Below are 18,452 nucleotides of genomic sequence, written 5' to 3' on the forward strand. Positions count from 1 at the left end.
ACCACCACCATCCAGACATGCAGGAACGGGGCCACCACATGGCGGACGAATCCGAACCGGAGTCGAAGCCGATCACGGTATCCGAGCTGATCGCACGCTCTGAGAACGACGACGCGTTTCCGCGCTCGGAGTCGATGTCGGTCCGGCGCGCGGGCCGCGAGGGCGAGCAGGCGGCGAATACGACCACCTCCTCGGGGATGCCTGCGTACCGGACCGAGAAGCAGGCCGACGCGACTCGGCCGCCGCGCGTCGTCGGCGCCAGCGGTATGCCGAGCTACTCTCCGACGACCGATCCCGAGCCCGAGGCGAACGCGGTGACCGGAATCATCCCGGTGGTCACCGACGATCCGGACGCCGACACCGGAACTCTGCGCGCGGTCCGCGACGACGACTTCATCGACGACGATCTGCCCCCGATGGAGTACCGCTCGGTCGCAGCGGACACGACGTCGACGATGCAGGTGCGGACCGACGACGGGCCGTCACCGTTCGAACAGACCGCATCGATCCCCGTTGTCTCCGGCACGAACACGCCGGAGACTGGGGTTTCCGAGACGGCTGCTCTCACCGACTTCGACGGCGGGCCCGAGCTCGACGGCGGACCCGAGCCCGACACTCGAACCGAGCCCGACACTCGAACCGAGCCTGACTCCGACGCAGACCTCGATCTCGATGCGGACATCGAATCCGACGACGAACCGGAACCGACCGGCTGGGCCGCGCGCCGGGCCGCGAGGGCCGAACGGAAGGCAGAGCGCAAGACGGTCGGGCGCAAGACGGCCGGGCGAAAGACGGCCGGGCGCAAGACGGCCGGGCGCAAAGCGGAGGAGACGAAAGCCGCCGTTGCGACCTCAGACGCCGCCGATACCGATACGAGCGCTGCGACCGCTGACGACGAGACCCGTGCGGCGGACGAAGCAGAGCCGTCGCCGGTGCTCGGCTGGCTGGCGTTCGCAGGCGAACTGGTCCTCGGTCTCGCGGTGGGCGCCGGTCTGTTCTGGGGCTTCACCGAACTGTGGAAGAGCTACGTGTATTTGGCGCTGGTCCTTGCGGTCGTGGTGATCTTCGCGGTCGTCACCTTCGCCCACGTGTTGCGCAAGCGTGATCTGCCGACCACCCTGCTGGCGCTCGGCGTCGGGATGGTCGTGACCATCGGGCCGCTCGTCCTCCTCGCGGCGCAACCGTAGAGCGCGCACCTTGACCCGATTGCGGTTCCCGATCCCGGTCGGCCTGTCGACGGCCTCCGTCTACCCGCAGAGCACCGAGGCGGCGTTCGGATACGCCGCCGACCTCGGATTCGACGGCATCGAACTGATGGTGTGGGGTGACCCGGTCAGCCAGGACATCGCCACCGTCGCCCGGCTGTCCCAGGAGTACCAGGTGCCAGTGCTGTCGGTGCACGCACCGTGCCTGCTGATCTCGCAGCGGGTCTGGGGGCGTGACCCGAAGGCCAAACTCGTGCGCTCGGTACAGGCCGCCGAAGACCTCGGCGCGTCGACGGTGGTCGTGCACCCGCCGTTCCGGTGGCAGCGCGACTACGTCGTCGCATTCGACGACCTGGTCGCGCGGCTCGAGCAGTCGTCCGACGTGTCGGTCGCGGTGGAGAACATGTTCCCGATGCGGGCCGATCGACTATTCGGCGGCGGTGACACCGCATCGCGGCGGATGGCGCGCCGCGGCGGCGGACCAGGCGCCAGCGCATCGGCGTTCGGCAAGCCGATCGACCCGACGGCCACCGGTTACGACAACTACACGCTCGACCTGTCGCATGTCGCGACCGCGGGGCACGACGCGCTTGCGATGGCCTCCCGCATGGGGACCGGCCTCAAGCATCTGCACCTGACCGACGGAACCGGAGCCGCCCACGACGAGCACTTGATCCCCGGCGACGGCAGCCAACCGTGCGTTGAGGTGTGCAACTCGCTCGCAGCCAGTGACTTCGACGGCGCCGTGGTGCTCGAAGTCCACACCACGTCGGCGAGAACCAAGAACGAACGCGCCGCGATGCTCGCGCGTTCGCTGGAGTTCGCGCGCACTCATCTGCGGCGCGACCACTCGGAGGAATGAGATGACACGACTCGGTGGACTGCTCGCCGTGAGGCGAATCGAGCAGGCCGGGACCGGGCACGACCTCGTCTACCGGGCGACGATCGACCCGACGTTCACGATCGGCCCCAAGGTGCACGGCGGCAGCACCCAGATGCTGGCCGCGAAAGCGGCTCGCACGGCACTGGCCGACCTCGCCGCTCCCGATGACGTGCCCGCGCTCGCCGACGTCACCGCGATCGCCGTCTCCTCGGACTATCTGGCCGCACCCGATCCCGCCGAGGTCGACGTCGCCGTGTCGATCGTCAAACGCGGCCGCACCGTGAACCTCGCGCGCGTCGACGTGATCCAGGGCGGACGCGTCATGGTGTCGTCGACGGTGACACTCGGTCGAGTGGACTCCGGTGCCCCGACGTACCGGCTGCCCGGCATGATCGATCCGCTGCCCGTCGAACCGGACGACGCCGGCCTGGGCATCGACGAGACGCCGATCGGTCAGATCATGCACCTCGGCCCGGCCCTGGACCTGGTGCTCGACGGCGCGACGTTCGCCGCCGCGCGCGGCGCGCAGAGCGAGCCGGTGATACGCGGATGGGTTCGACCCAAGGACGTCGCCGACCAGCCCGACGGCATGGATCTCGACTTCCCGGTGCTCGTGTGCGACATCTCACCGCCCGTCCTGATGAATCTCGGCATGTTCGGCTGGGCGCCGACCGTGCAGCTGACGACGTACGTGCGACGCAGGCCGGCGCCCGGCTGGCTGCGATTCGAGGCGACGACGCAGGAAGTCGGCAAGGGCATGTTCAACGAGGACCATCTGGTGCTCGACTCCACCGGAGCGGTCGTCGCGCACTCGCGACAGCTGGCCCTCATCCCCCAATCAACGAAAGGCAAGTGATCACATGACCGAGCGGGTAGCAATTGTCGGTGGAGGCAAGATCGGCGAGGCGCTCCTGGCCGGATTGATCAACGCGGGCAAACCGGTGCGCGATCTGGTCGTCGTCGAACGCTTTGCGGAGCGGTCCGCCGAACTGGTCGACGATTACGGGGTCCGCGTCACCGACGACGTCACCGATGCGGTCGACGGCGCGCGAGTCGTGTTCGTCGCGGTCAAGCCCGACGTCGTCGACACCGTTCTCCAATCGCTGGGGAAGGCCGACGACAACGGCGACGAGGAGCGGATCACCGTCAGCCTGGCCGCAGGAGTCCCGACGAGCCGTTATGAGGCGTCGCTGCCGGCTGGATCCCCGGTCGTCCGTGTCATGCCGAACACCCCGATGCTCGTCAACGAGGCGATGTCCGCGGTCAGCCCGGGGCGGTACGCCAACGACGATCAGGTCGCGCTCGCGGTGCGACTCCTCGAAACGGTCGGCAAAGTGATGGTGGTGCCGGAGAGGTCGCTCGACGCGGTCACCGCGATCTCGGGATCGGGCCCCGCCTACTTCTTTTTGATGGTCGAGGCGATGATCGACGCGGGTGTCGCGCTCGGTCTGACGCGTGCGCAGGCGGCCGAACTGGCCGTCCAGACGGTCAAGGGGTCGGGTGTGCTGCTCGCCGAGTCCGGACTCACCTCGGTCGATCTGCGGGCGGCCGTCACCTCGCCGGGTGGGACGACCGCCGCGGCGTTGCGCGAGTTCGAGCGGTACGGCCTCCGACACGCGGTCAACGAGGCGACGGCGGCTTGCGCCGAAGCCAGCGCACGCATGGCACGTCGACCCGAGATTGAGGGTTCGCGGCCCGCGTCGCCGTTCACCCCGGAATCCGGTGTCGGCGGATAGTAGCGCCGCTGCCAGCGGTGATGCTCGCTGAACGCGGCTCGTGTCGGCGGAATCGACTCTTTTTGAGCCACTCACGTCGCACTAATCACATCTGCCACGCTAAGCTGCTCGCAGCACGTACGTGTCTGATGTCCGCCGGAGGGGAAGCCGGTGGCCGCGATGCGTGCACCGGAGGTTATAAATTCATGGCTGCAGAAAAGCCGGGAGAACGGAACGACTTCGCCGACCGTGGAGTTGCGAACGCATCGTCTGCGTCGCAGTTCCTCACTGTCGCAGAGGTCGCGTCCCTGATGCGGGTCTCGAAGATGACCGTGTACCGACTCGTCCACAATGGTGAGCTGCCCGCGGTTCGCGTCGGACGTTCGTTCCGCGTGCACGCGAAGGCTGTTCACGAGTATCTGGAGACCTCGTACTTCGACGCAGGCTAGGTCGAGTACGGGTAGAGCATGAGAACCACCGCCTGCCGCCGTGTGCGGCAGGCGGTTCATGCACGTCCGGGCGACGCGGCGGGACGGCGGCTGTACCGCCCGATTTCGTGTCGTGTTCACCGGAGCGGTAGGATCGAACACCAGGTCGCTGTCGCCCCGGTATCCGCGAGGATTGCTTGAGTCGGCGACGGCCCCGACAAGCATTGCCGGTTCACGCCGGCGGCAAGTTCATCCGCATCGATCGTGAGGGAGAGCCCCATGGGTTCCGTTATCAAGAAGCGCCGCAAGCGCATGTCGAAGAAGAAGCACCGCAAGCTTCTCCGCCGCACACGAGTGCAGCGTCGTAAACTCGGTAAGTGATCGAAGACCCGCCCCTCACCGGGCGGGTTCTTTGTTTCCCGCCTCTTCGGCTGGTTGAGCCCCCTCCCGCTGGTCGCGTGGAGCCGAGACCCTTAACCTGGTCCCATGGTGCGAGACTCTGACGCCGACGAACCGATCACGCCGCGGTCGGTCCTGGTGACCGGCGCGTCGTCGTTCCTCGGCGGCTACCTGGTGGCGAGGCTCGCCGCCAATCCAGCGATCGAACGCGTCGTCGCCGTCGACTCCCGGATCCCGAGCAAGGATCTGATGCGTCGGATGGGGCGCGCCGAGTTCCTCCGCCTGGACATCCGCCGCCCGGCGATCGCGAAGGCCATCGCGACGTACGACGTCGACACCGTCGTGCACGCGGCGCCGTCGATCATGGACGGCGCTGAGCACTCCGCGGCCATCAAAGAACTCAACGTGGTCGGGTCGATGCAGGTGTGTGCCGCCTGCCAGCGCAGTCCGTCGGTGAAACGACTCATTCTGCGGTCCACCGGCATGGTCTACGGGGCCAGTGGGAGCGACCCCGCGATGTTCGCCGAAGGCGCCCCCGCCCGCAAGGAGCCCAAGAGTGGCTACGGTCGGGACCTCATCGACGTGGAAGGTTACGTCCGCGGCCTGGCTCGGCGACGGCAGGACATCGATGTGACGATCCTGCGCTACCAGTCGATGCTCGGGCCGCGAATCAAGACGCGGATCGGGTCGTATCTGTCGATGCCGGTGGTGCCCGCCGCTTTCGGATTCTCGCCGCGCCTGCAGTTCCTGCACGAGGAAGACGCGTTGGCGGCAGTCGAGCACGCGACGCTCAACCGTCGACCCGGAACGTTCAACATCGCGGGTGACGGCGTCGTCAGCCTGGCGCAGGCGGTGAGCCGGGCGGGCCACGTCCGACTGCCGGTCGCGGCGAGCATGATCCAACCCATCATCGGGGTGCTGCGCGACGGCGCGCTGCCCGCGATGCGCGCAGGCCACACCGGGTATCTGACCTACGGTCGGGTCCTGGACAACACCCGCATGCGCACCGAGTTCGAGTTCGAACCGAAGTACACGACGTCGCAGACACTCGACGACTTCGTCACGAGGGGCAAGACGTCCCCGCTGATCTCCGCGGACACCTGGCGCGACCTGGAGGCTCGGGCATTGGTGGCCGCGACCGCGCTGCAGTGACCCCGCCCAGTGCACGTACGATGGAAGCCATACGAGAGGGGGATGACTGTGGCCGTGGCAGGTGAGCCCAGCGACGAACGAACCGCCAAGGTGATCGCCCTCTACACCGACCCCAGAGTCGGTGGGTCCCGAGTCGGTGGGGGCGGGGCCGGTGGGTCCGGCCCGCTCGGGCACCCGAACACCGACGGCTTTGGTCGTCCGAGCGCACCGGTCACCCCGATCCACCACGGCATCGACGTGCAGGACGAGCCGGAGCCCTCCTCCGTCGGATCCGTTGCGAATTCTCCCCTGTTCAGTCTCGGCGGAATCCGGAGTGCTGTCGCTGACTCGCTGATCGCGACCTCCGGCTTCATCCGCGAACGCATGACCGGCGAGTACACCGTCGACGACTTCGGCTTCGACCCGCACTTCGCGGAATCGGTGTGGTTCCCCGCTCTGCGGCCGATCTACGAGAACTGGTTCCGCGTCGAAGTGACCGGCGTGGAGAACCTGCCGGCGACCGGCGGCGCCCTGCTCGTCGCCAACCACGCGGGATCGATTCCGGTGGACGCCGTGGTCACGTCCCTCGCGGTGCGCGACAACCATCCGAACGAGCGGTACCTGCGGATCCTGGCCGCCGACATGGCGTTCGCGACTCCCGTCGTCAGCGACCTCGCCCGCAAGGTCGGTGCGACGCTCGCATGCAACAGCGATGCCGAGGCGTTGCTGCGTCGAGGCGAACTGACCGCCGTGTGGCCCGAAGGCTACAAAGGCATCGGCAAACTGTACAAGGACCGCTACAAGCTGCAGCGGTTCGGACGCGGCGGTTTCGTGACGACCGCGATTCGCACGCAGGCCCCGATCGTGCCGGTGTCGATCGTCGGCTCCGAAGAGATCTATCCGATGATCGCCGACCTCAAACCGCTGGCGAGAACTCTCGGCCTCCCGTACTTTCCCGTGACGCCGCTGTTTCCGTGGCTCGGCCCGCTCGGCGCGATCCCGCTGCCGTCCAAGTGGCACATCCACTTCGGCAAGCCCATCGTCACCGAAGGTTACGACGAGCAGGCCGCAGACGATCCGATGGTCGTCTTCGACGTGACCGACCACGTCCGCGAAGAGATCCAGCAGACGTTGTTCCGCATGCTGAGCCGCCGCGGAAGCGTCTACCTGGGCTGAGCCATCTGAGCTGGGTCAGCTGAGCTGGGTGGTCTACCTGGGTGTGGGCGGTCGGTCAGTCGCGCTTGCGCAGCACCCGGGTGGCTGCGGCCGCCGCGCCGCCCGCCGCGCCGAGGACCATCGCCGACCGGACTCCGTACTTGGCCGCCTTGCGGGCGGTGCGGAAGTCGTACTGCTCCCAGCCTCGGACGCGTGCGACGTCGCGCAGATCCGCGTCCGGGTTGATCGCGACGGCGTTTCCGACCAACGACAGCATCGGGACGTCGTTGTGCGAGTCCGAATACGCCGTGCAGCGTTTCAGATCGAGGCCTTCACGAACCGCGATCGACCGGACGGCGTGCGCCTTGCCAGCCCCGTGCAGGATGTCGCCGACGAGGCGTCCGGTGAACCGACCGTCGACGCTCTCCGCGACGGTGCCCAACGCACCGGTCAACCCGAGACGTTTGGCGATGGTCTGCGCCAGTTCCACCGGGGTGGCGGTCACCAGCCAGACCTGCTGTCCGGCGTCGAGGTGGCGCTGCGCGAGCGCGGCCGTCGCGGGCCAGATCTTGTCGGCGATGAACTCGTCGTAGATGTCCTCGCCGAGGTGCACCAATTCGGACGTCTCGCGGCCTGCGATGAACGAGAGCGCCTTGTCACGCCCTTGCGCGACGTCGTCCATGTTCTCCCTGCCGGTGATCCGGAACTTGACCTGCTGCCACGCCACGTTGGCGATGTCGCCGTACGAGAAGTACTTGCGTTGCGCCAGCCCGCGCGCGAACAACACGATCGACGCTCCGTGCACCAGCGTGTTGTCCACGTCGAAGAATGCGGCGGCGGTCAGATCTCGGACCTGGCCCTGCCCGTCGACGGGTATCCGGCTGCCGAGCGATTCGATGGCGGCGCGTGCCGACGCCTCACCGGCCAGGGTCTGACGCAGTTCCTCGGCGGTCTGCCGGAACTTTCCCGCCCGCCGGTTGAGCCAGGCCGTCATCCGATGGAACTCGTCCTCGTCGGTCGGCCCGTCCCATTCGTCGGGGCCGGTCAGTCGCGCCCCGTCCCGGTCGTGCTGGACGTCGTCGCCGTCCGGATCCACCGTGGGATCCACGTCGAACTGCTCGGCTTCGAGTTCGGCCGCCTCGTAGAGTTCGGCGTCGTCACCGTGTAGAAGCATATCGTCGCCGTCAGAGGTGATCTCGTGATCTGGGTCGATCGAATCGCGGCTCATCGGCCACCTCCCATTCGTTGCGAGCGAGCTCAATCATGCATTGCAGCCAGCCTATCGCGGCGCACGCCGAACGGCTCCCTCCAGCGGCGACAGTGAGTCCGCTGGCACAATCGTCGACTATGAAAGCCACCGTGGAACTCATGACGCGCGCGGGATGCCATGCGTGCGCCGCCGCCGAACAGCAGTTGCGCACCGTCCTCGCCGACTACGGCATCGAACCGTCGGTCGTCGACGTCGACGCAGCCGCCGAGGCGGGCGACCCGTCCCTTCGCGCCGAATACGGCGACCGCGTCCCCGTGATCGTGCTCGACGGCGACGAGCACAGCTACTGGGAAGTCGACGAGCCTCGCCTGCGCACCGATCTCGACGGCCGCCGCTGAGCGCCGGGGCGCCCGGTGTAGGCCGTCTCACCGACGGGTTGGGGTGCATTCCCGGCATCGAGTGATCTAGCCTGGATACACATGTGCCCATCACGGTGGCGCCGCAGGGGCGCTGTCGGCTCGGTGGGCGGGAAACGGGCGATGCAGTGAGTGTCTTGTTGTTCGGAGTGTCCCATCGGAGCGCCCCGGTGTCGGTCCTCGAACGACTCACCGTCTCCGAGACCGACCGGCCCAAACTCGTCGAGGCGCTCGTCCAGTCTCCCGCGGTGTCCGAGGCGATGCTCGTCTCCACCTGTAACCGGGTCGAGGTGTACGCGGTCGTCGAAGCATTCCACCCTGCGTTGGAAGCGGTCGGCGACGTGTTCGGCGACCACACCGGCATGACCGTCACCGAACTCACCGGCCACGCGTACGTCCGCTACTCCGAAGCCGCCGTCGAGCACCTGTTCACCGTTGCCGCGGGCCTGGACTCGATGGTCGTCGGCGAACAGCAGATCCTCGGACAGATCCGCTCCGCGTACACCGAAGCGGACCAGAACAAGTCGGCCGGTCGCACCCTGCACGAACTGGCGCAGCAGGCGTTGCGCGTCGGCAAGCGCGTGCACCACGAGACCGGTATCGACCGGGCTGGGGCGTCGGTGGTTTCCGTCGCGCTGCACCGGGCTACGACTCTGCGGAACGTGTCCGAGGACCACGGCCCGATGCGGCGCGCCGTCGTCTTCGGCGCGGGCGCCATGGGATCCTTGTCGACCAGCCAGCTCGCAGGCGACGGCGTCGAACAGATCGCCGTCGTCAACCGGACGTCGGAACGGGCCGTCGAAGTGGCCGCCACCGTCGCCGAACGGTACGGTGTCGCCGCGACGGGCACCGACGTCGACGATCTCGCTGATGCGATGGCCGACGCCGACGTCGTCGTGACGTGTACCGGATCGGTCAGCGCGGTGGTCGACGTGGCGACCGTCCATTCGGCGCTCAAGCAGCGAACCAACCCGGCGCCGCTCATGATCTGCGACCTCGGCATCCCGCGCGACGTCGACCCCGCTGTGGTCCAACTGCCCGGTGTGTACGTCGTCGATATCGAAGGCCTCCGCGGTGACCGGGAGACCAAGGCCGCACAGGACGACGCGGTGGCCGCCCGTTCGATCGTCGCGGGAGAACTCGCCGACTACCTGGCCGCGCAGCGTCAGGCCGCTGTGACACCGACCGTGGCGGCCCTGCGCCAGCAGGCCGCAGACGTCGTCGAAGGCGAGATCCTCCGGCTCCAGTCCCGTCTGCCGGACCTCGATGAGATGCAACGCGACGAAGTGGCCAAGACGGTGCGCCGCGTCGCCGACAAACTCCTGCACGCGCCGACCGTGCGCGTCAAACAGCTCGCGTCGACCGGCCGCGGCGACCACTACGCCGAGGCTCTCCGTGAGCTCTTCGAACTCAAGCCCGGCGCAACGGAATCGGTTTCGGCATCCGAAGCGGGTATACCGGTGACCGGCGAGCGCGACTCGCACTGAACAACTCCAGCGCTGCTCGCGCTGACATCACCACCGACACGACAGGACGGCTACCGTGCCCACTGCTGCTTCCAGCGACCGCCCCATCCGTATCGGCACCCGAGGGTCGAAGCTCGCGACCACACAGGCGCAGCAGATCGCCGACCGGCTGATCGCCAACGGACATCCCGCAGAACTCGTGATCATCACCACTGCCGGCGACACGTCGACGGCTCCGGTCGCACAGATCGGCGTCGGCGTCTTCACCACCGCGATCCGATTGGCACTGCGTGACGGCGAGTGCGACGTCGCGATTCACTCATACAAGGATCTGCCGACCGCGCCCGAACCCGACCTGGCGATGGCCGCCGTACCCGAGCGCGTCGACCCCAGAGACGCCCTGGTCAGCAGGGGTGGCCTGGTCCTCGGCGAGCTTCCGTCCGGCTCGACGATCGGCACCTCGTCGCCGCGAAGGGCCGCACAGCTTAGAGCACAGGGTCTCGGTTTGGAAATTCGCCCCCTACGAGGCAACCTTGATTCTCGGTTGGGCAGAGTCGCGAACGGGGAACTGGACGCGGTAGTGGTCGCCCGAGCCGGACTGGTGCGCATCGGTCGAGCCGATGAGGTATCCGAAGCGCTTGACCCCGTGGTCATGCTTCCCGCTCCGGCACAGGGGGCCCTGGCCGTCGAGTGTCTCTCTGACGATGCCGAACTGGTGAGAATACTCGCCGAGTTGGACGATCCGTCCACCCGCGCAGCGGTCGACGCCGAGCGTGCGGTGCTCGCGGCCCTCGAGGCCGGATGCACGGCCCCCGTCGGTGCGATCGCCGAGGTGGTCGAGTCGATCGACTCCGACGGACGCATCTTCGCCGAACTCTCGCTTCGCGCGGGGGTGGCGGCCGAGGACGGATCTGACGTGATCCGCGCTTCGGCGGTGGGTCCGGTGGAGCGGGCCGCACAACTCGGCAAGGATCTCGCCGCCGAACTGCTGGAGCTCGGCGCAGCCGAATACGTGCCCAAAGCGTAGGGCACCGTTCGCGCGGCGACGCACTCCGGCAAGAGGACAAGTCGGTGCTCACGGCAACGAGCGGAGCACCGAACGGACTGCAGCCCCCTGGGCGGGGGCAGGAGAGTGCGAACGCATGAGCCGTACGAAGAATGCTAAACCCGGCCGGATCCTGTTCGTCGGGTCGGGTCCGGGAAACCCCGATCTGCTCACTGTGCGAGCGCAGAACATTCTGGTCAACGCCACATCGGCCTTCGTCGACCCGGACGTCCCGTCCGGTGTCGTGGCGTTGATCGGTTCGGCCCACGCCAAGGCCGAACCCGTTCCGACGCGCGCAGGCCGCAAGGCCGCCGAGGCAGCAGCCGAGGCCGACGAGCAGGAGACCCCCGAGGTCATCCGTCCCGCACTCGGCGAACCCGCACAGGTCGCGAAGATGCTCGTGGCCGAAGCCAAGACGGGCGTCAACGTGGTGCGGGTCGTCGCAGGCGACCCGATGAGCGCCGACGCAGTGCTCGCCGAGATGAGCGCCGTCGCGCGCACCTCGGTGTCGTTCGAGGTGCTCCCGGGGATCCCCGCGGACGCAGTCGTCCCGAGCTTCGCCGGCATGCCCATCGGATCGGGTCACACCGTGGCCGACGTCCGCGGGGACGTCGACTGGGCGGCACTGGCTGCCGCGCCCGGCCCCCTCGTGTTGAACGCGACCGCCGGACACCTCGCGGAACTGTCGAGCGCGCTCACCGAGCACGGGCTGGCGCCGCAGACCCCCGTCGCGATCACCGTGAACGGGACGACGTGTGCGCAGCGCACCATCGAGGCGACGCTCGCCACGGTCAACGATCTCGGCAGTGCGCTGACCGGGCCGCTGATCCTGACGATCGGCAAGGTCGTCGCCTCGCGGAACAAGTTCTCGTGGTGGGAGTCGCGCGCACTGTACGGCTGGACCATTCTGGTGCCACGCACCAAGGACCAGGCCGCTGACATGAGCGAACGGCTCGAATCGCACGGTGCGATCCCGCGCGAAGTCCCGACCATCGCCGTCGAACCGCCGCGCAGCCCCGCGCAGATGGAGCGCGCGGTGAAGGGGCTCGTCGACGGGCGGTACCAGTGGGTCGTGTTCACCTCGACGAACGCGGTCCGCGCCGTCTGGGAGAAGTTCGAGGAGTTCGGGCTCGACGCCCGCGCGTTCTCCGGCGTCAAGATCGCCTGCGTCGGCGAAGCCACCGCGGCCAAGGTTCGCTCGTTCGGCGTCAACCCCGAACTGCTGCCGACCGGCGAACAGAGCTCACTCGGACTGCTCGACGAGTTCCCGCCGTACGACGAGGTCTTCGACCCGGTGGATCGCATCCTGCTGCCGCGCGCCGACATCGCGACCGAGACGCTCTCCGAAGGCCTTCGTGAGCGCGGCTGGGAGATCGACGACGTGACCGCCTACCGCACGGTGCGCGCCGCGCCGCCGCCCATCGAGACCCGCGAGATGATCAAGACCGGTGGCTTCGACGCGGTCTGCTTCACCTCCAGCTCGACGGTCCGCAACCTCGTCGGCATCGCGGGCAAGCCGCACGCCCGCACCATCGTCGCCTGCATCGGACCGAAGACCGCGGAGACGGCGGTCGAGTTCGGCCTGCGCGTCGACGTGCAGCCGGAGAACGCATCTGTCCCGGAGCTGGTGGACGTGCTCGCCGCCCACGCGGCGCAGCTGCGGGCCGAGGGCGCCCTGCCCCCGCCGCGCAAGAAGTCCCGTCGTTCGCGTTCGTGACAGGGAGGTCGGCATGAGTGCACCGTTCACCCGACTGCGTCGTCTCCGGACGACGCCCGCGATGCGTCGGCTCGTCGCCGAGACCCGACTGCACCCGGCCCAGCTGGTGCTGCCGATGTTCGTCGCCGACGGCATCGACGGTCCGCGCCCGATCACGTCCATGCCGGGCGTCGTGCAGCACACGGCCGAGTCCCTCGTCGTCGCGGCCCGCGAAGCGGTCGCGGCGGGAGTCGGTGGGCTGATGCTGTTCGGCGTCCCGGAGGACGCGGACAAGGACGCGGTCGGGTCGGGGGCGGACGATCCGGACGGCGTGCTCAATCGGGCACTGCGCCTGCTTCGCGACGATCTCGGCGATTCGACCGTCCTCATGGCCGACACCTGCCTCGACGAGTTTACCGATCACGGGCACTGCGGTGTCCTCGACGATCAGGGGCGGGTCGACAACGATGCCACGCTGCCGCGCTACGAGTCGATGGCGCTCGCGCAGGCGCGCGCAGGCGCACACGTCGTGTCGCCGAGCGGGATGATGGACGGTCAGGTCGGTGCGATCCGCGCAGCCCTCGACGACGCCGGATTCGCCGATGTGTCGATCCTCGCGTACACCGCCAAGTACGCGTCGGCGTTCTACGGCCCGTTCCGGGAAGCCGTCGGGTCGTCCCTGCAAGGGGATCGGCGAACCTACCAGCAGGACACGGCGAACCGACTCGAGTCCGCACGCGAACTGTTGGCCGACCTCGACGAGGGCGCCGACATGGTGATGGTCAAGCCGGCGATGAGCTATCTGGACATCGTCCGAGACGTCGCCGACCGCACGGATGCGCCCGTGGTCGCGTACCAGATCAGCGGCGAGTACTCGATGATCGCGGGAGCCGGAGCGAACGGATGGATCGACGCGGACGCCGCGTTCGACGAGGCTGTCCTGTCGATCGCCCGCGCCGGAGCGTCGATCATCCTGACATATGCGGCGGTCGACGTGGCACGACGCCTGTCTGAGCGTCTTCTTGGGTAGACCCTCTACCCTGGAATCATGACCGCCCCCGCCCCTATGCCCGGCGCACCCGGATCCGGCACGTCGGACGTGCCGACCCGACCGGACAGCGTGAAGCTGGCCGTCGAGATGTGGTGCGCGGTGATCGTCGTCCAACTGATCGTCGCCATCGCGCAGTATCCGGTCGTTCTGGACCAGTCGCGCAAGATCCTCGACGAGATGGCCGAGCGGGAAGGGCAGGAAGTGCCCGTGTCCGCGACGGCGATGACCGCGGTGTCGATGGTGCTGGTCTGCGTGGTTCTCACCGCGATCGCCTTGCTGTTCATGTGGTTCTTCTGGAACGGACGCAACTGGGCCCGTCAGGGGCTCGGAGTGCTCAGCGCGTTCCTCGCGGTCCAGCTGGTGTTCAGCGTGCTCTACATGTTCACCGACAACAGTTCCGACGACGGAGTGTCCGCACCCGCGTGGGCGACGGTCTTCGGGATCATCGGAGGCGTCGCCGCCATCGGGGCCCTCGTCGCGTTGATGAACCGGGACACCACCGCCTACTGCCGGGACATGGCACAGTGGCGGGACCGTAATCGACAGAACGGCGGGTTGCGACGATGATCGAGTTCAAGTCCCGACTGCGGGCGCCGAAGCCCGACCCCAACGACCGGCCGTCGCTCGTCGTGTGGGCCCTGCGGCTGTGGATGATCTCCGGTGCGCTGCTCGTCGCACTTGGCGTCCTGACCATCATCGAGGAGTCGGCGAGCGTCGGGCTCGAGTTCGGGCCGCTGGCGATCGGCGTCCTCATCGTGCTGGTGGGCGTCGCCTACTTTCTGCTCGGCTCCAAGACGTACCGAGGAGAGCTGCAGTGGCGGTCGTCGCTGTCGGCGCTGACGTGCGTGATCGTCGCGCTGCTCCTGCCGTTGACGATCGGCTTCCAGAGTCCCGGGATGGCCATCGTCCTCGCCGTCGCCGTGGTCGGCCTCGCCGGATCAGTGCTCGCCTACCGGCCCGCATCGGACGCCTGGTTCAACTGCAAACTCAACGCCCCGGTATCGCCCGAGGAGGTCCCCGCTCCGACGGCAGGCGAACGCAAGTCGTCCGATGACGCGGACGGTGGCGAGTGAGCGATCGCGACGAGTTCGACCCTGCGGACAGGGGCGACACCGACGGGACCGACACCGACGGGGCCGACACTCCGGAGACCGAGGACTCCGAAGTCGCCGCTCCTGCCGAGCGCGCTCCGGAGGTCGTCGAACGAGGGGAGGAGCTCTTCTACGAGGAGGGCGGCAGCAAGTGGGTCATCGTGATCGGCCCCGTGATGCTGGCGCTGACACTGGCGTTGGAGATCGCGGGCGGCGGCCGCATCCACTGGGAGGTGCTCACGATCTTCGGCGTGATCCTCATCGGTTTCTCAATCATGCAGGTGATCGCGGCACGCCGACACGTCTCGGTGCGCCTCACCGACTGCACGCTGCGCCAGGGCACTCGCGTCACCGACCTCGACGACATCGCGAAGGTGTACCCGGAGAACACCGGACCCGAGGCGCAGGACTGGGAGAGCGCACCCGCACTCGGTGAGCTGCACGCGGTGCCGCGCCGCCGCAAAGGCGTAGGTGTGAAGCTGACGAACGGCCGACTCGCGCAGGCCTGGGCCCGCGACGTCGACCGGTTCCGCGTCGAACTCACCGAAGCGCACCTCGCGGTCAAGATGGGGCTGCCACCCAAAGGAACGCCACCCAAAGGAACGCCACCCGAGGGCGCCTCGTCGGCAGGCGATGCCTGACCGCAAACCGGTCGCGCTGGCCGCGGCCGCTCTCGTCACCGTCGTGATCGTGGCACTCGCCGCAGTCGTCGTCTGGCAGCGCGACGACGCAGCGCCCGGCGCGGGGGCCGCGGACGCCACCGAACTCCATCAGGTCCATCTCGGTGACAGTTTCGCCTCCGGCGCGGGAACGCTGCCGCTGGTGCCCGATTCGCAGTTCACCTGTCAGCGGTCGTCGGTGAACTTTGGCCAACTCGTCGCCGCGCGCCGCGGGTACCGGCTGACGGACGTCTCGTGTGCCGGCGCGTGGACGAAGAGTCTGTACGAGGGCCAGTACGAGGGCGTCGGGCCACAACTCGACGCGGTGACCCCCGACACCGACGTCGTGACGCTCATGCTCGGCGGGAACGACGCCACCCTGTACTCGACACTCATCGGAGACTGTTCCCGCGTCGCTGCCTCGGACCCGGCCGGAGCGCCGTGCCGGGCCGAACTCGACGGTGCTCCCGCCCGGGCGGTGGACGACGAGATCGAGCCGGCGGTGCAGCAGGCGCTGCACGACATCGCGGCCCGTGCGCCGTCGGCCCGCGTCGTCGTCGCAGGCTATCCGCAACTGCTGCCGGCGGAGCGGTCGTGCCGCCCGGCGGTGCGGATCGCCGACGGCGACATCGCGTACGTCCACCGCGTCCAGGCCCGCCTGAACGCGGCGATCGCCAAGGCGGCGGCGGCCACCGGCGCGACTTTCGTCGACATGTCTGCGCGTTCGGCCGGACACGACGCGTGCCAGCAGGTGAATGTGCGCTGGATCGAACCGATGAGCGGGACGACGGCACGGATCACGATGCATCCCAACGATGCGGGCCAGCAGGCGCTCGCCGACGCGGTGGACGAGGCCTTGGAACACCACTGAAACCTGAGACGAACCTTTGGCGATTGGGTCGAGAGCGCAGGTTTTGGGACACTGGAACCCATGGCCGTTTCAGCTAACCCGTCCGGTCCGAACACCACGCGGAGCGACGAACTGTTCGCTCGTGCCGCGCACGCCGTTCCAGGCGGGGTCAACTCGCCGGTCCGCGCGTTCTCGGCGGTCGGCGGCACCCCCCGGTTCATCGCCGAGGCCGCCGGGTGCACGCTCACCGATGTCGACGGAAATCAGTACGTTGACCTGGTGTGTTCGTGGGGGCCGATGATCCTCGGGCACGCTCACCCGGCGATCGTCGAAGCCGTGCAGAAAGCCGCTGCGGGCGGATTGTCGTTCGGCGCTCCGACTGTCGGCGAAATCGAACTCGCCGAAGAGATCATCGACCGTGTCGACCCCGTTGCCCGCGTGCGACTGGTCAACTCGGGCACCGAGGCGACGATGTCCGCGGTGCGTCTCGCACGCGGATTCACCGGCCGCAGCAAGATCGTGAAGTTCTCCGGGTGTTATCACGGTCACGTCGACGCGCTCCTCGCCGACGCCGGGTCGGGCGTCGCGACGCTCGGCCTCCCGACCTCGCCCGGCGTGACCGGAGCCGCCGCCCACGACACTCTGGTGGTGCCGTACAACGATCTGACGGCCGTCGAAGCGGTGTTCGCCGAACACGGCGCCGACATCGCCGCCGTGATCACCGAGGCCGCCCCGGGCAACATGGGTGCCGTCGCTCCGCTGCCCGGCTTCAACGAAGGCCTGCGCGAGATCACTGCGCGGTCCGGCGCGTTGCTCATCATGGACGAGGTGATGACCGGATTCCGGGTGAGCCCCGCAGGCTACTACGGCGTCGACGGCGTCGCAGGCGACCTGTACACGTTCGGCAAGGTGATGAGCGGCGGTCTGCCCGCGGCAGCGTTCGGCGGTCGCGCCGACATCATGGAGCATCTCGCGCCGACCGGCCCCGTCTACCAGGCGGGCACGCTGTCGGGGAACCCGGTCGCCGTCGCATCCGGTCTCGCGACCCTGCGCAATGCCACCGCCGACGTCTACGAGCGGCTCGACGCCAACGCGGACCGGCTCGCGACGCTCGTCAGCGACGCGCTCACCGACGCGTCCGTCGCTCACCGCGTGCAGAAGGCAGGCAACCTGGTGAGCTTCGCGTTCACCGACGCCGCCGAGCCGCTCACCGACTACGCGAGCGTCAAAGCGTCCGCCACCTGGCGGTTCGCGCCGTTCTTCCATGCGCTGCTCGAACGCGGCGTCTACGCTCCGCCGAGCGCGTTCGAAGCCTGGTTCGTGTCCGCCGCGCTGGACGACGACGCGTTCTCGAGAATCGCCGACGCACTGCCGGCAGCCGCAGCAGCCGCGGCGGCCGCGCCCGCACCCGGAGAGGGAGACCGATGAAGACGATCGTTCACATGCTGCGCCACGGGGAGGTCCACAACCCCGAAGGCATCCTGTACGGGCGACTCCCCGGTTTCCGGCTCGCCGACAACGGACGCGAGCAGGCGGAGCGCGTCGCCGACGCACTCGCCGACCACGACATCACGCACGTGTTCGCATCGCCGCTCCAACGCGCACAGGAGACGGCCGCCCCGATCGCCGCCGCGCACGAACTGTCGATCGGAACCATCGGCAACCTGATCGAGGCGGGCAACCAGTTCGAGGGCCTCCGCGTGGCCGTCGGCGACGGTGCGCTCCGCCAGCCTCGGCACTGGCCCAAGCTGCGCAATCCGTTCACCCCGTCGTGGGGCGAGCCGTACATCAACATCGCGCACCGCATGCTCGCATCGGCGAACGAGGCGCGCGACGCCGCCCGCGGCCACGAGGCGGTGTGCGTCAGCCACCAGCTGCCCGTGTACACGCTGCGCCGATTCCTCGAAGGCCGTCGCCTGTGGCACGACCCGCGGATACGGCAGTGTTCGCTCGCATCGCTGACCAGCCTCGTCTACGACGACGACGAACTCGTCGACATCGTCTACACCGAGCCCGCAGGCGCCTCCGACCCGCGCCTCACCGGAGCGTGAC

Annotated in this window: 20 protein-coding genes; 19 read left to right on the forward strand and 1 reads right to left on the reverse strand. The window is 68.4% G+C overall.

The genetic code is table 11. From position 1 onward, the window contains the following. The first annotated feature begins 17 nt into the window (after nucleotides 1-17). The 8 genes from L5G28_RS17590 (at nucleotide 18) to L5G28_RS17625 (ending at nucleotide 6,937) form a co-directional block, all read left to right on the forward strand. On the forward strand, nucleotides 18-1,187 hold the full coding sequence (locus tag L5G28_RS17590) for an Rv0497 family membrane protein (RefSeq protein WP_237002662.1): 1,170 nt from the start codon (nucleotides 18-20) through the stop codon (nucleotides 1,185-1,187). Nucleotides 1,188-1,197: 10 nt separating this feature from the next. After that, the gene (locus L5G28_RS17595) at nucleotides 1,198-2,067 is read left to right on the forward strand and encodes a sugar phosphate isomerase/epimerase family protein (protein ID WP_237002663.1); all 870 of its coding nucleotides are present in this window, start codon (nucleotides 1,198-1,200) and stop codon (nucleotides 2,065-2,067) included. Between the two features lies 1 nt (nucleotide 2,068). Further along, nucleotides 2,069-2,944 (forward strand): thioesterase family protein, encoded by an 876-nt coding sequence (locus L5G28_RS17600; RefSeq protein ID WP_237002664.1) that lies wholly within the window; start codon nucleotides 2,069-2,071, stop codon nucleotides 2,942-2,944. 4 nt (nucleotides 2,945-2,948) lie between these two features. Next, nucleotides 2,949-3,824: a pyrroline-5-carboxylate reductase gene (proC, locus tag L5G28_RS17605; protein WP_237002665.1), complete on the forward strand. Its 876-nt coding sequence runs from the start codon at nucleotides 2,949-2,951 to the stop codon at nucleotides 3,822-3,824. A gap of 185 nt (nucleotides 3,825-4,009) precedes the next feature. Continuing rightward, the gene (locus L5G28_RS17610; RefSeq protein WP_008377474.1) at nucleotides 4,010-4,252 is read left to right on the forward strand and encodes a helix-turn-helix domain-containing protein; all 243 of its coding nucleotides are present in this window, start codon (nucleotides 4,010-4,012) and stop codon (nucleotides 4,250-4,252) included. 258 nt (nucleotides 4,253-4,510) lie between these two features. Next, nucleotides 4,511-4,612 carry a 30S ribosomal protein bS22 gene (locus L5G28_RS17615; RefSeq protein WP_003402602.1) on the forward strand — a complete coding sequence of 34 codons (102 nt, stop codon included), beginning with the start codon at nucleotides 4,511-4,513 and terminating at the stop codon, nucleotides 4,610-4,612. Between the two features lie 105 nt (nucleotides 4,613-4,717). Beyond that, nucleotides 4,718-5,782, forward strand: coding sequence for an NAD-dependent epimerase/dehydratase family protein (locus L5G28_RS17620; protein WP_237002666.1), 1,065 nt, complete (start codon nucleotides 4,718-4,720; stop codon nucleotides 5,780-5,782). A 42-nt stretch (nucleotides 5,783-5,824) separates the two neighbouring features. After that, nucleotides 5,825-6,937, forward strand: coding sequence for a lysophospholipid acyltransferase family protein (locus L5G28_RS17625; RefSeq protein ID WP_237002667.1), 1,113 nt, complete (start codon nucleotides 5,825-5,827; stop codon nucleotides 6,935-6,937). Nucleotides 6,938-6,992: 55 nt separating this feature from the next. Here L5G28_RS17625 and L5G28_RS17630 read toward each other — a convergent pair whose 3' ends face one another. Continuing rightward, on the reverse strand, nucleotides 6,993-8,144 hold the full coding sequence (locus L5G28_RS17630; protein WP_237002668.1) for an HAD family hydrolase: 1,152 nt from the start codon (nucleotides 8,142-8,144) through the stop codon (nucleotides 6,993-6,995). Nucleotides 8,145-8,263: 119 nt separating this feature from the next. Here L5G28_RS17630 and L5G28_RS17635 point away from each other — a divergent pair, with 119 nt between their 5' ends. The 11 genes from L5G28_RS17635 to L5G28_RS17685 all read left to right on the forward strand — a co-directional run bounded on the left by L5G28_RS17635 (nucleotide 8,264) and on the right by L5G28_RS17685 (nucleotide 18,451). After that, nucleotides 8,264-8,524 (forward strand): glutaredoxin family protein, encoded by a 261-nt coding sequence (locus L5G28_RS17635; RefSeq protein ID WP_237002669.1) that lies wholly within the window; start codon nucleotides 8,264-8,266, stop codon nucleotides 8,522-8,524. A gap of 146 nt (nucleotides 8,525-8,670) precedes the next feature. Then, on the forward strand, nucleotides 8,671-10,029 hold the full coding sequence (locus L5G28_RS17640) for a glutamyl-tRNA reductase (protein WP_237002670.1): 1,359 nt from the start codon (nucleotides 8,671-8,673) through the stop codon (nucleotides 10,027-10,029). A gap of 55 nt (nucleotides 10,030-10,084) precedes the next feature. After that, nucleotides 10,085-11,035 (forward strand): hydroxymethylbilane synthase, encoded by a 951-nt coding sequence (gene hemC / locus L5G28_RS17645; RefSeq protein ID WP_237002671.1) that lies wholly within the window; start codon nucleotides 10,085-10,087, stop codon nucleotides 11,033-11,035. A 115-nt stretch (nucleotides 11,036-11,150) separates the two neighbouring features. After that, complete coding sequence (locus tag L5G28_RS17650) at nucleotides 11,151-12,770, forward strand: bifunctional uroporphyrinogen-III C-methyltransferase/uroporphyrinogen-III synthase (protein ID WP_237002672.1); 1,620 nt, start codon at nucleotides 11,151-11,153, stop codon at nucleotides 12,768-12,770. Between the two features lie 13 nt (nucleotides 12,771-12,783). Next, nucleotides 12,784-13,779 carry a porphobilinogen synthase gene (hemB, locus tag L5G28_RS17655; protein ID WP_237002673.1) on the forward strand — a complete coding sequence of 332 codons (996 nt, stop codon included), beginning with the start codon at nucleotides 12,784-12,786 and terminating at the stop codon, nucleotides 13,777-13,779. A gap of 18 nt (nucleotides 13,780-13,797) precedes the next feature. Then, nucleotides 13,798-14,367 (forward strand): hypothetical protein, encoded by a 570-nt coding sequence (locus L5G28_RS17660; protein ID WP_236998890.1) that lies wholly within the window; start codon nucleotides 13,798-13,800, stop codon nucleotides 14,365-14,367. Next, nucleotides 14,364-14,873 carry a hypothetical protein gene (locus L5G28_RS17665; protein ID WP_237002674.1) on the forward strand — a complete coding sequence of 170 codons (510 nt, stop codon included), beginning with the start codon at nucleotides 14,364-14,366 and terminating at the stop codon, nucleotides 14,871-14,873. Before L5G28_RS17660 ends, L5G28_RS17665 begins: the two co-directional genes overlap by 4 nt. Beyond that, complete coding sequence (mce1N, locus tag L5G28_RS17670) at nucleotides 14,870-15,532, forward strand: transport-regulating membrane protein Mce1N (RefSeq protein WP_237002675.1); 663 nt, start codon at nucleotides 14,870-14,872, stop codon at nucleotides 15,530-15,532. Before L5G28_RS17665 ends, mce1N begins: the two co-directional genes overlap by 4 nt. Further along, complete coding sequence (locus L5G28_RS17675) at nucleotides 15,525-16,421, forward strand: SGNH/GDSL hydrolase family protein (RefSeq protein ID WP_237002676.1); 897 nt, start codon at nucleotides 15,525-15,527, stop codon at nucleotides 16,419-16,421. Before mce1N ends, L5G28_RS17675 begins: the two co-directional genes overlap by 8 nt. Nucleotides 16,422-16,481: 60 nt before the next feature. After that, on the forward strand, nucleotides 16,482-17,828 hold the full coding sequence (hemL, locus tag L5G28_RS17680) for a glutamate-1-semialdehyde 2,1-aminomutase (protein WP_237002677.1): 1,347 nt from the start codon (nucleotides 16,482-16,484) through the stop codon (nucleotides 17,826-17,828). Then, complete coding sequence (locus tag L5G28_RS17685; protein ID WP_237002678.1) at nucleotides 17,825-18,451, forward strand: histidine phosphatase family protein; 627 nt, start codon at nucleotides 17,825-17,827, stop codon at nucleotides 18,449-18,451. The genes hemL and L5G28_RS17685 overlap by 4 nt, the downstream gene beginning before the upstream one ends. Nucleotide 18,452 lies beyond the last annotated feature (1 nt).

The organism is Gordonia liuliyuniae, from assembly GCF_021739025.1.
Lineage (GTDB): Bacteria > Actinomycetota > Actinomycetes > Mycobacteriales > Mycobacteriaceae > Gordonia > Gordonia liuliyuniae.

Bases quoted from the DNA above. Each gene is read 5' to 3' on its own strand.
- L5G28_RS17660 (WP_236998890.1), top strand. From the start codon at position 13,798: ATGACCGCCCCCGCCCCTATGCCCGGCGCACCCGGATCCGGCACGTCG.
- L5G28_RS17620 (WP_237002666.1), top strand. From the start codon at position 4,718: ATGGTGCGAGACTCTGACGCCGACGAACCGATCACGCCGCGGTCGGTC.
- L5G28_RS17590 (WP_237002662.1), top strand. From the start codon at position 18: ATGCAGGAACGGGGCCACCACATGGCGGACGAATCCGAACCGGAGTCG.
- L5G28_RS17635 (WP_237002669.1), top strand. From the start codon at position 8,264: ATGAAAGCCACCGTGGAACTCATGACGCGCGCGGGATGCCATGCGTGC.
- L5G28_RS17685 (WP_237002678.1), top strand. From the start codon at position 17,825: ATGAAGACGATCGTTCACATGCTGCGCCACGGGGAGGTCCACAACCCC.
- L5G28_RS17625 (WP_237002667.1), top strand. From the start codon at position 5,825: ATGACTGTGGCCGTGGCAGGTGAGCCCAGCGACGAACGAACCGCCAAG.
- L5G28_RS17650 (WP_237002672.1), top strand. From the start codon at position 11,151: ATGAGCCGTACGAAGAATGCTAAACCCGGCCGGATCCTGTTCGTCGGG.
- L5G28_RS17665 (WP_237002674.1), top strand. From the start codon at position 14,364: ATGATCGAGTTCAAGTCCCGACTGCGGGCGCCGAAGCCCGACCCCAAC.
- hemB (WP_237002673.1), top strand. From the start codon at position 12,784: ATGAGTGCACCGTTCACCCGACTGCGTCGTCTCCGGACGACGCCCGCG.
- L5G28_RS17610 (WP_008377474.1), top strand. From the start codon at position 4,010: ATGGCTGCAGAAAAGCCGGGAGAACGGAACGACTTCGCCGACCGTGGA.
- proC (WP_237002665.1), top strand. From the start codon at position 2,949: ATGACCGAGCGGGTAGCAATTGTCGGTGGAGGCAAGATCGGCGAGGCG.
- hemL (WP_237002677.1), top strand. From the start codon at position 16,482: ATGGCCGTTTCAGCTAACCCGTCCGGTCCGAACACCACGCGGAGCGAC.
- L5G28_RS17675 (WP_237002676.1), top strand. From the start codon at position 15,525: ATGCCTGACCGCAAACCGGTCGCGCTGGCCGCGGCCGCTCTCGTCACC.
- L5G28_RS17600 (WP_237002664.1), top strand. From the start codon at position 2,069: ATGACACGACTCGGTGGACTGCTCGCCGTGAGGCGAATCGAGCAGGCC.
- L5G28_RS17630 (WP_237002668.1), bottom strand. From the start codon at position 8,144: ATGAGCCGCGATTCGATCGACCCAGATCACGAGATCACCTCTGACGGC.
- L5G28_RS17615 (WP_003402602.1), top strand. From the start codon at position 4,511: ATGGGTTCCGTTATCAAGAAGCGCCGCAAGCGCATGTCGAAGAAGAAG.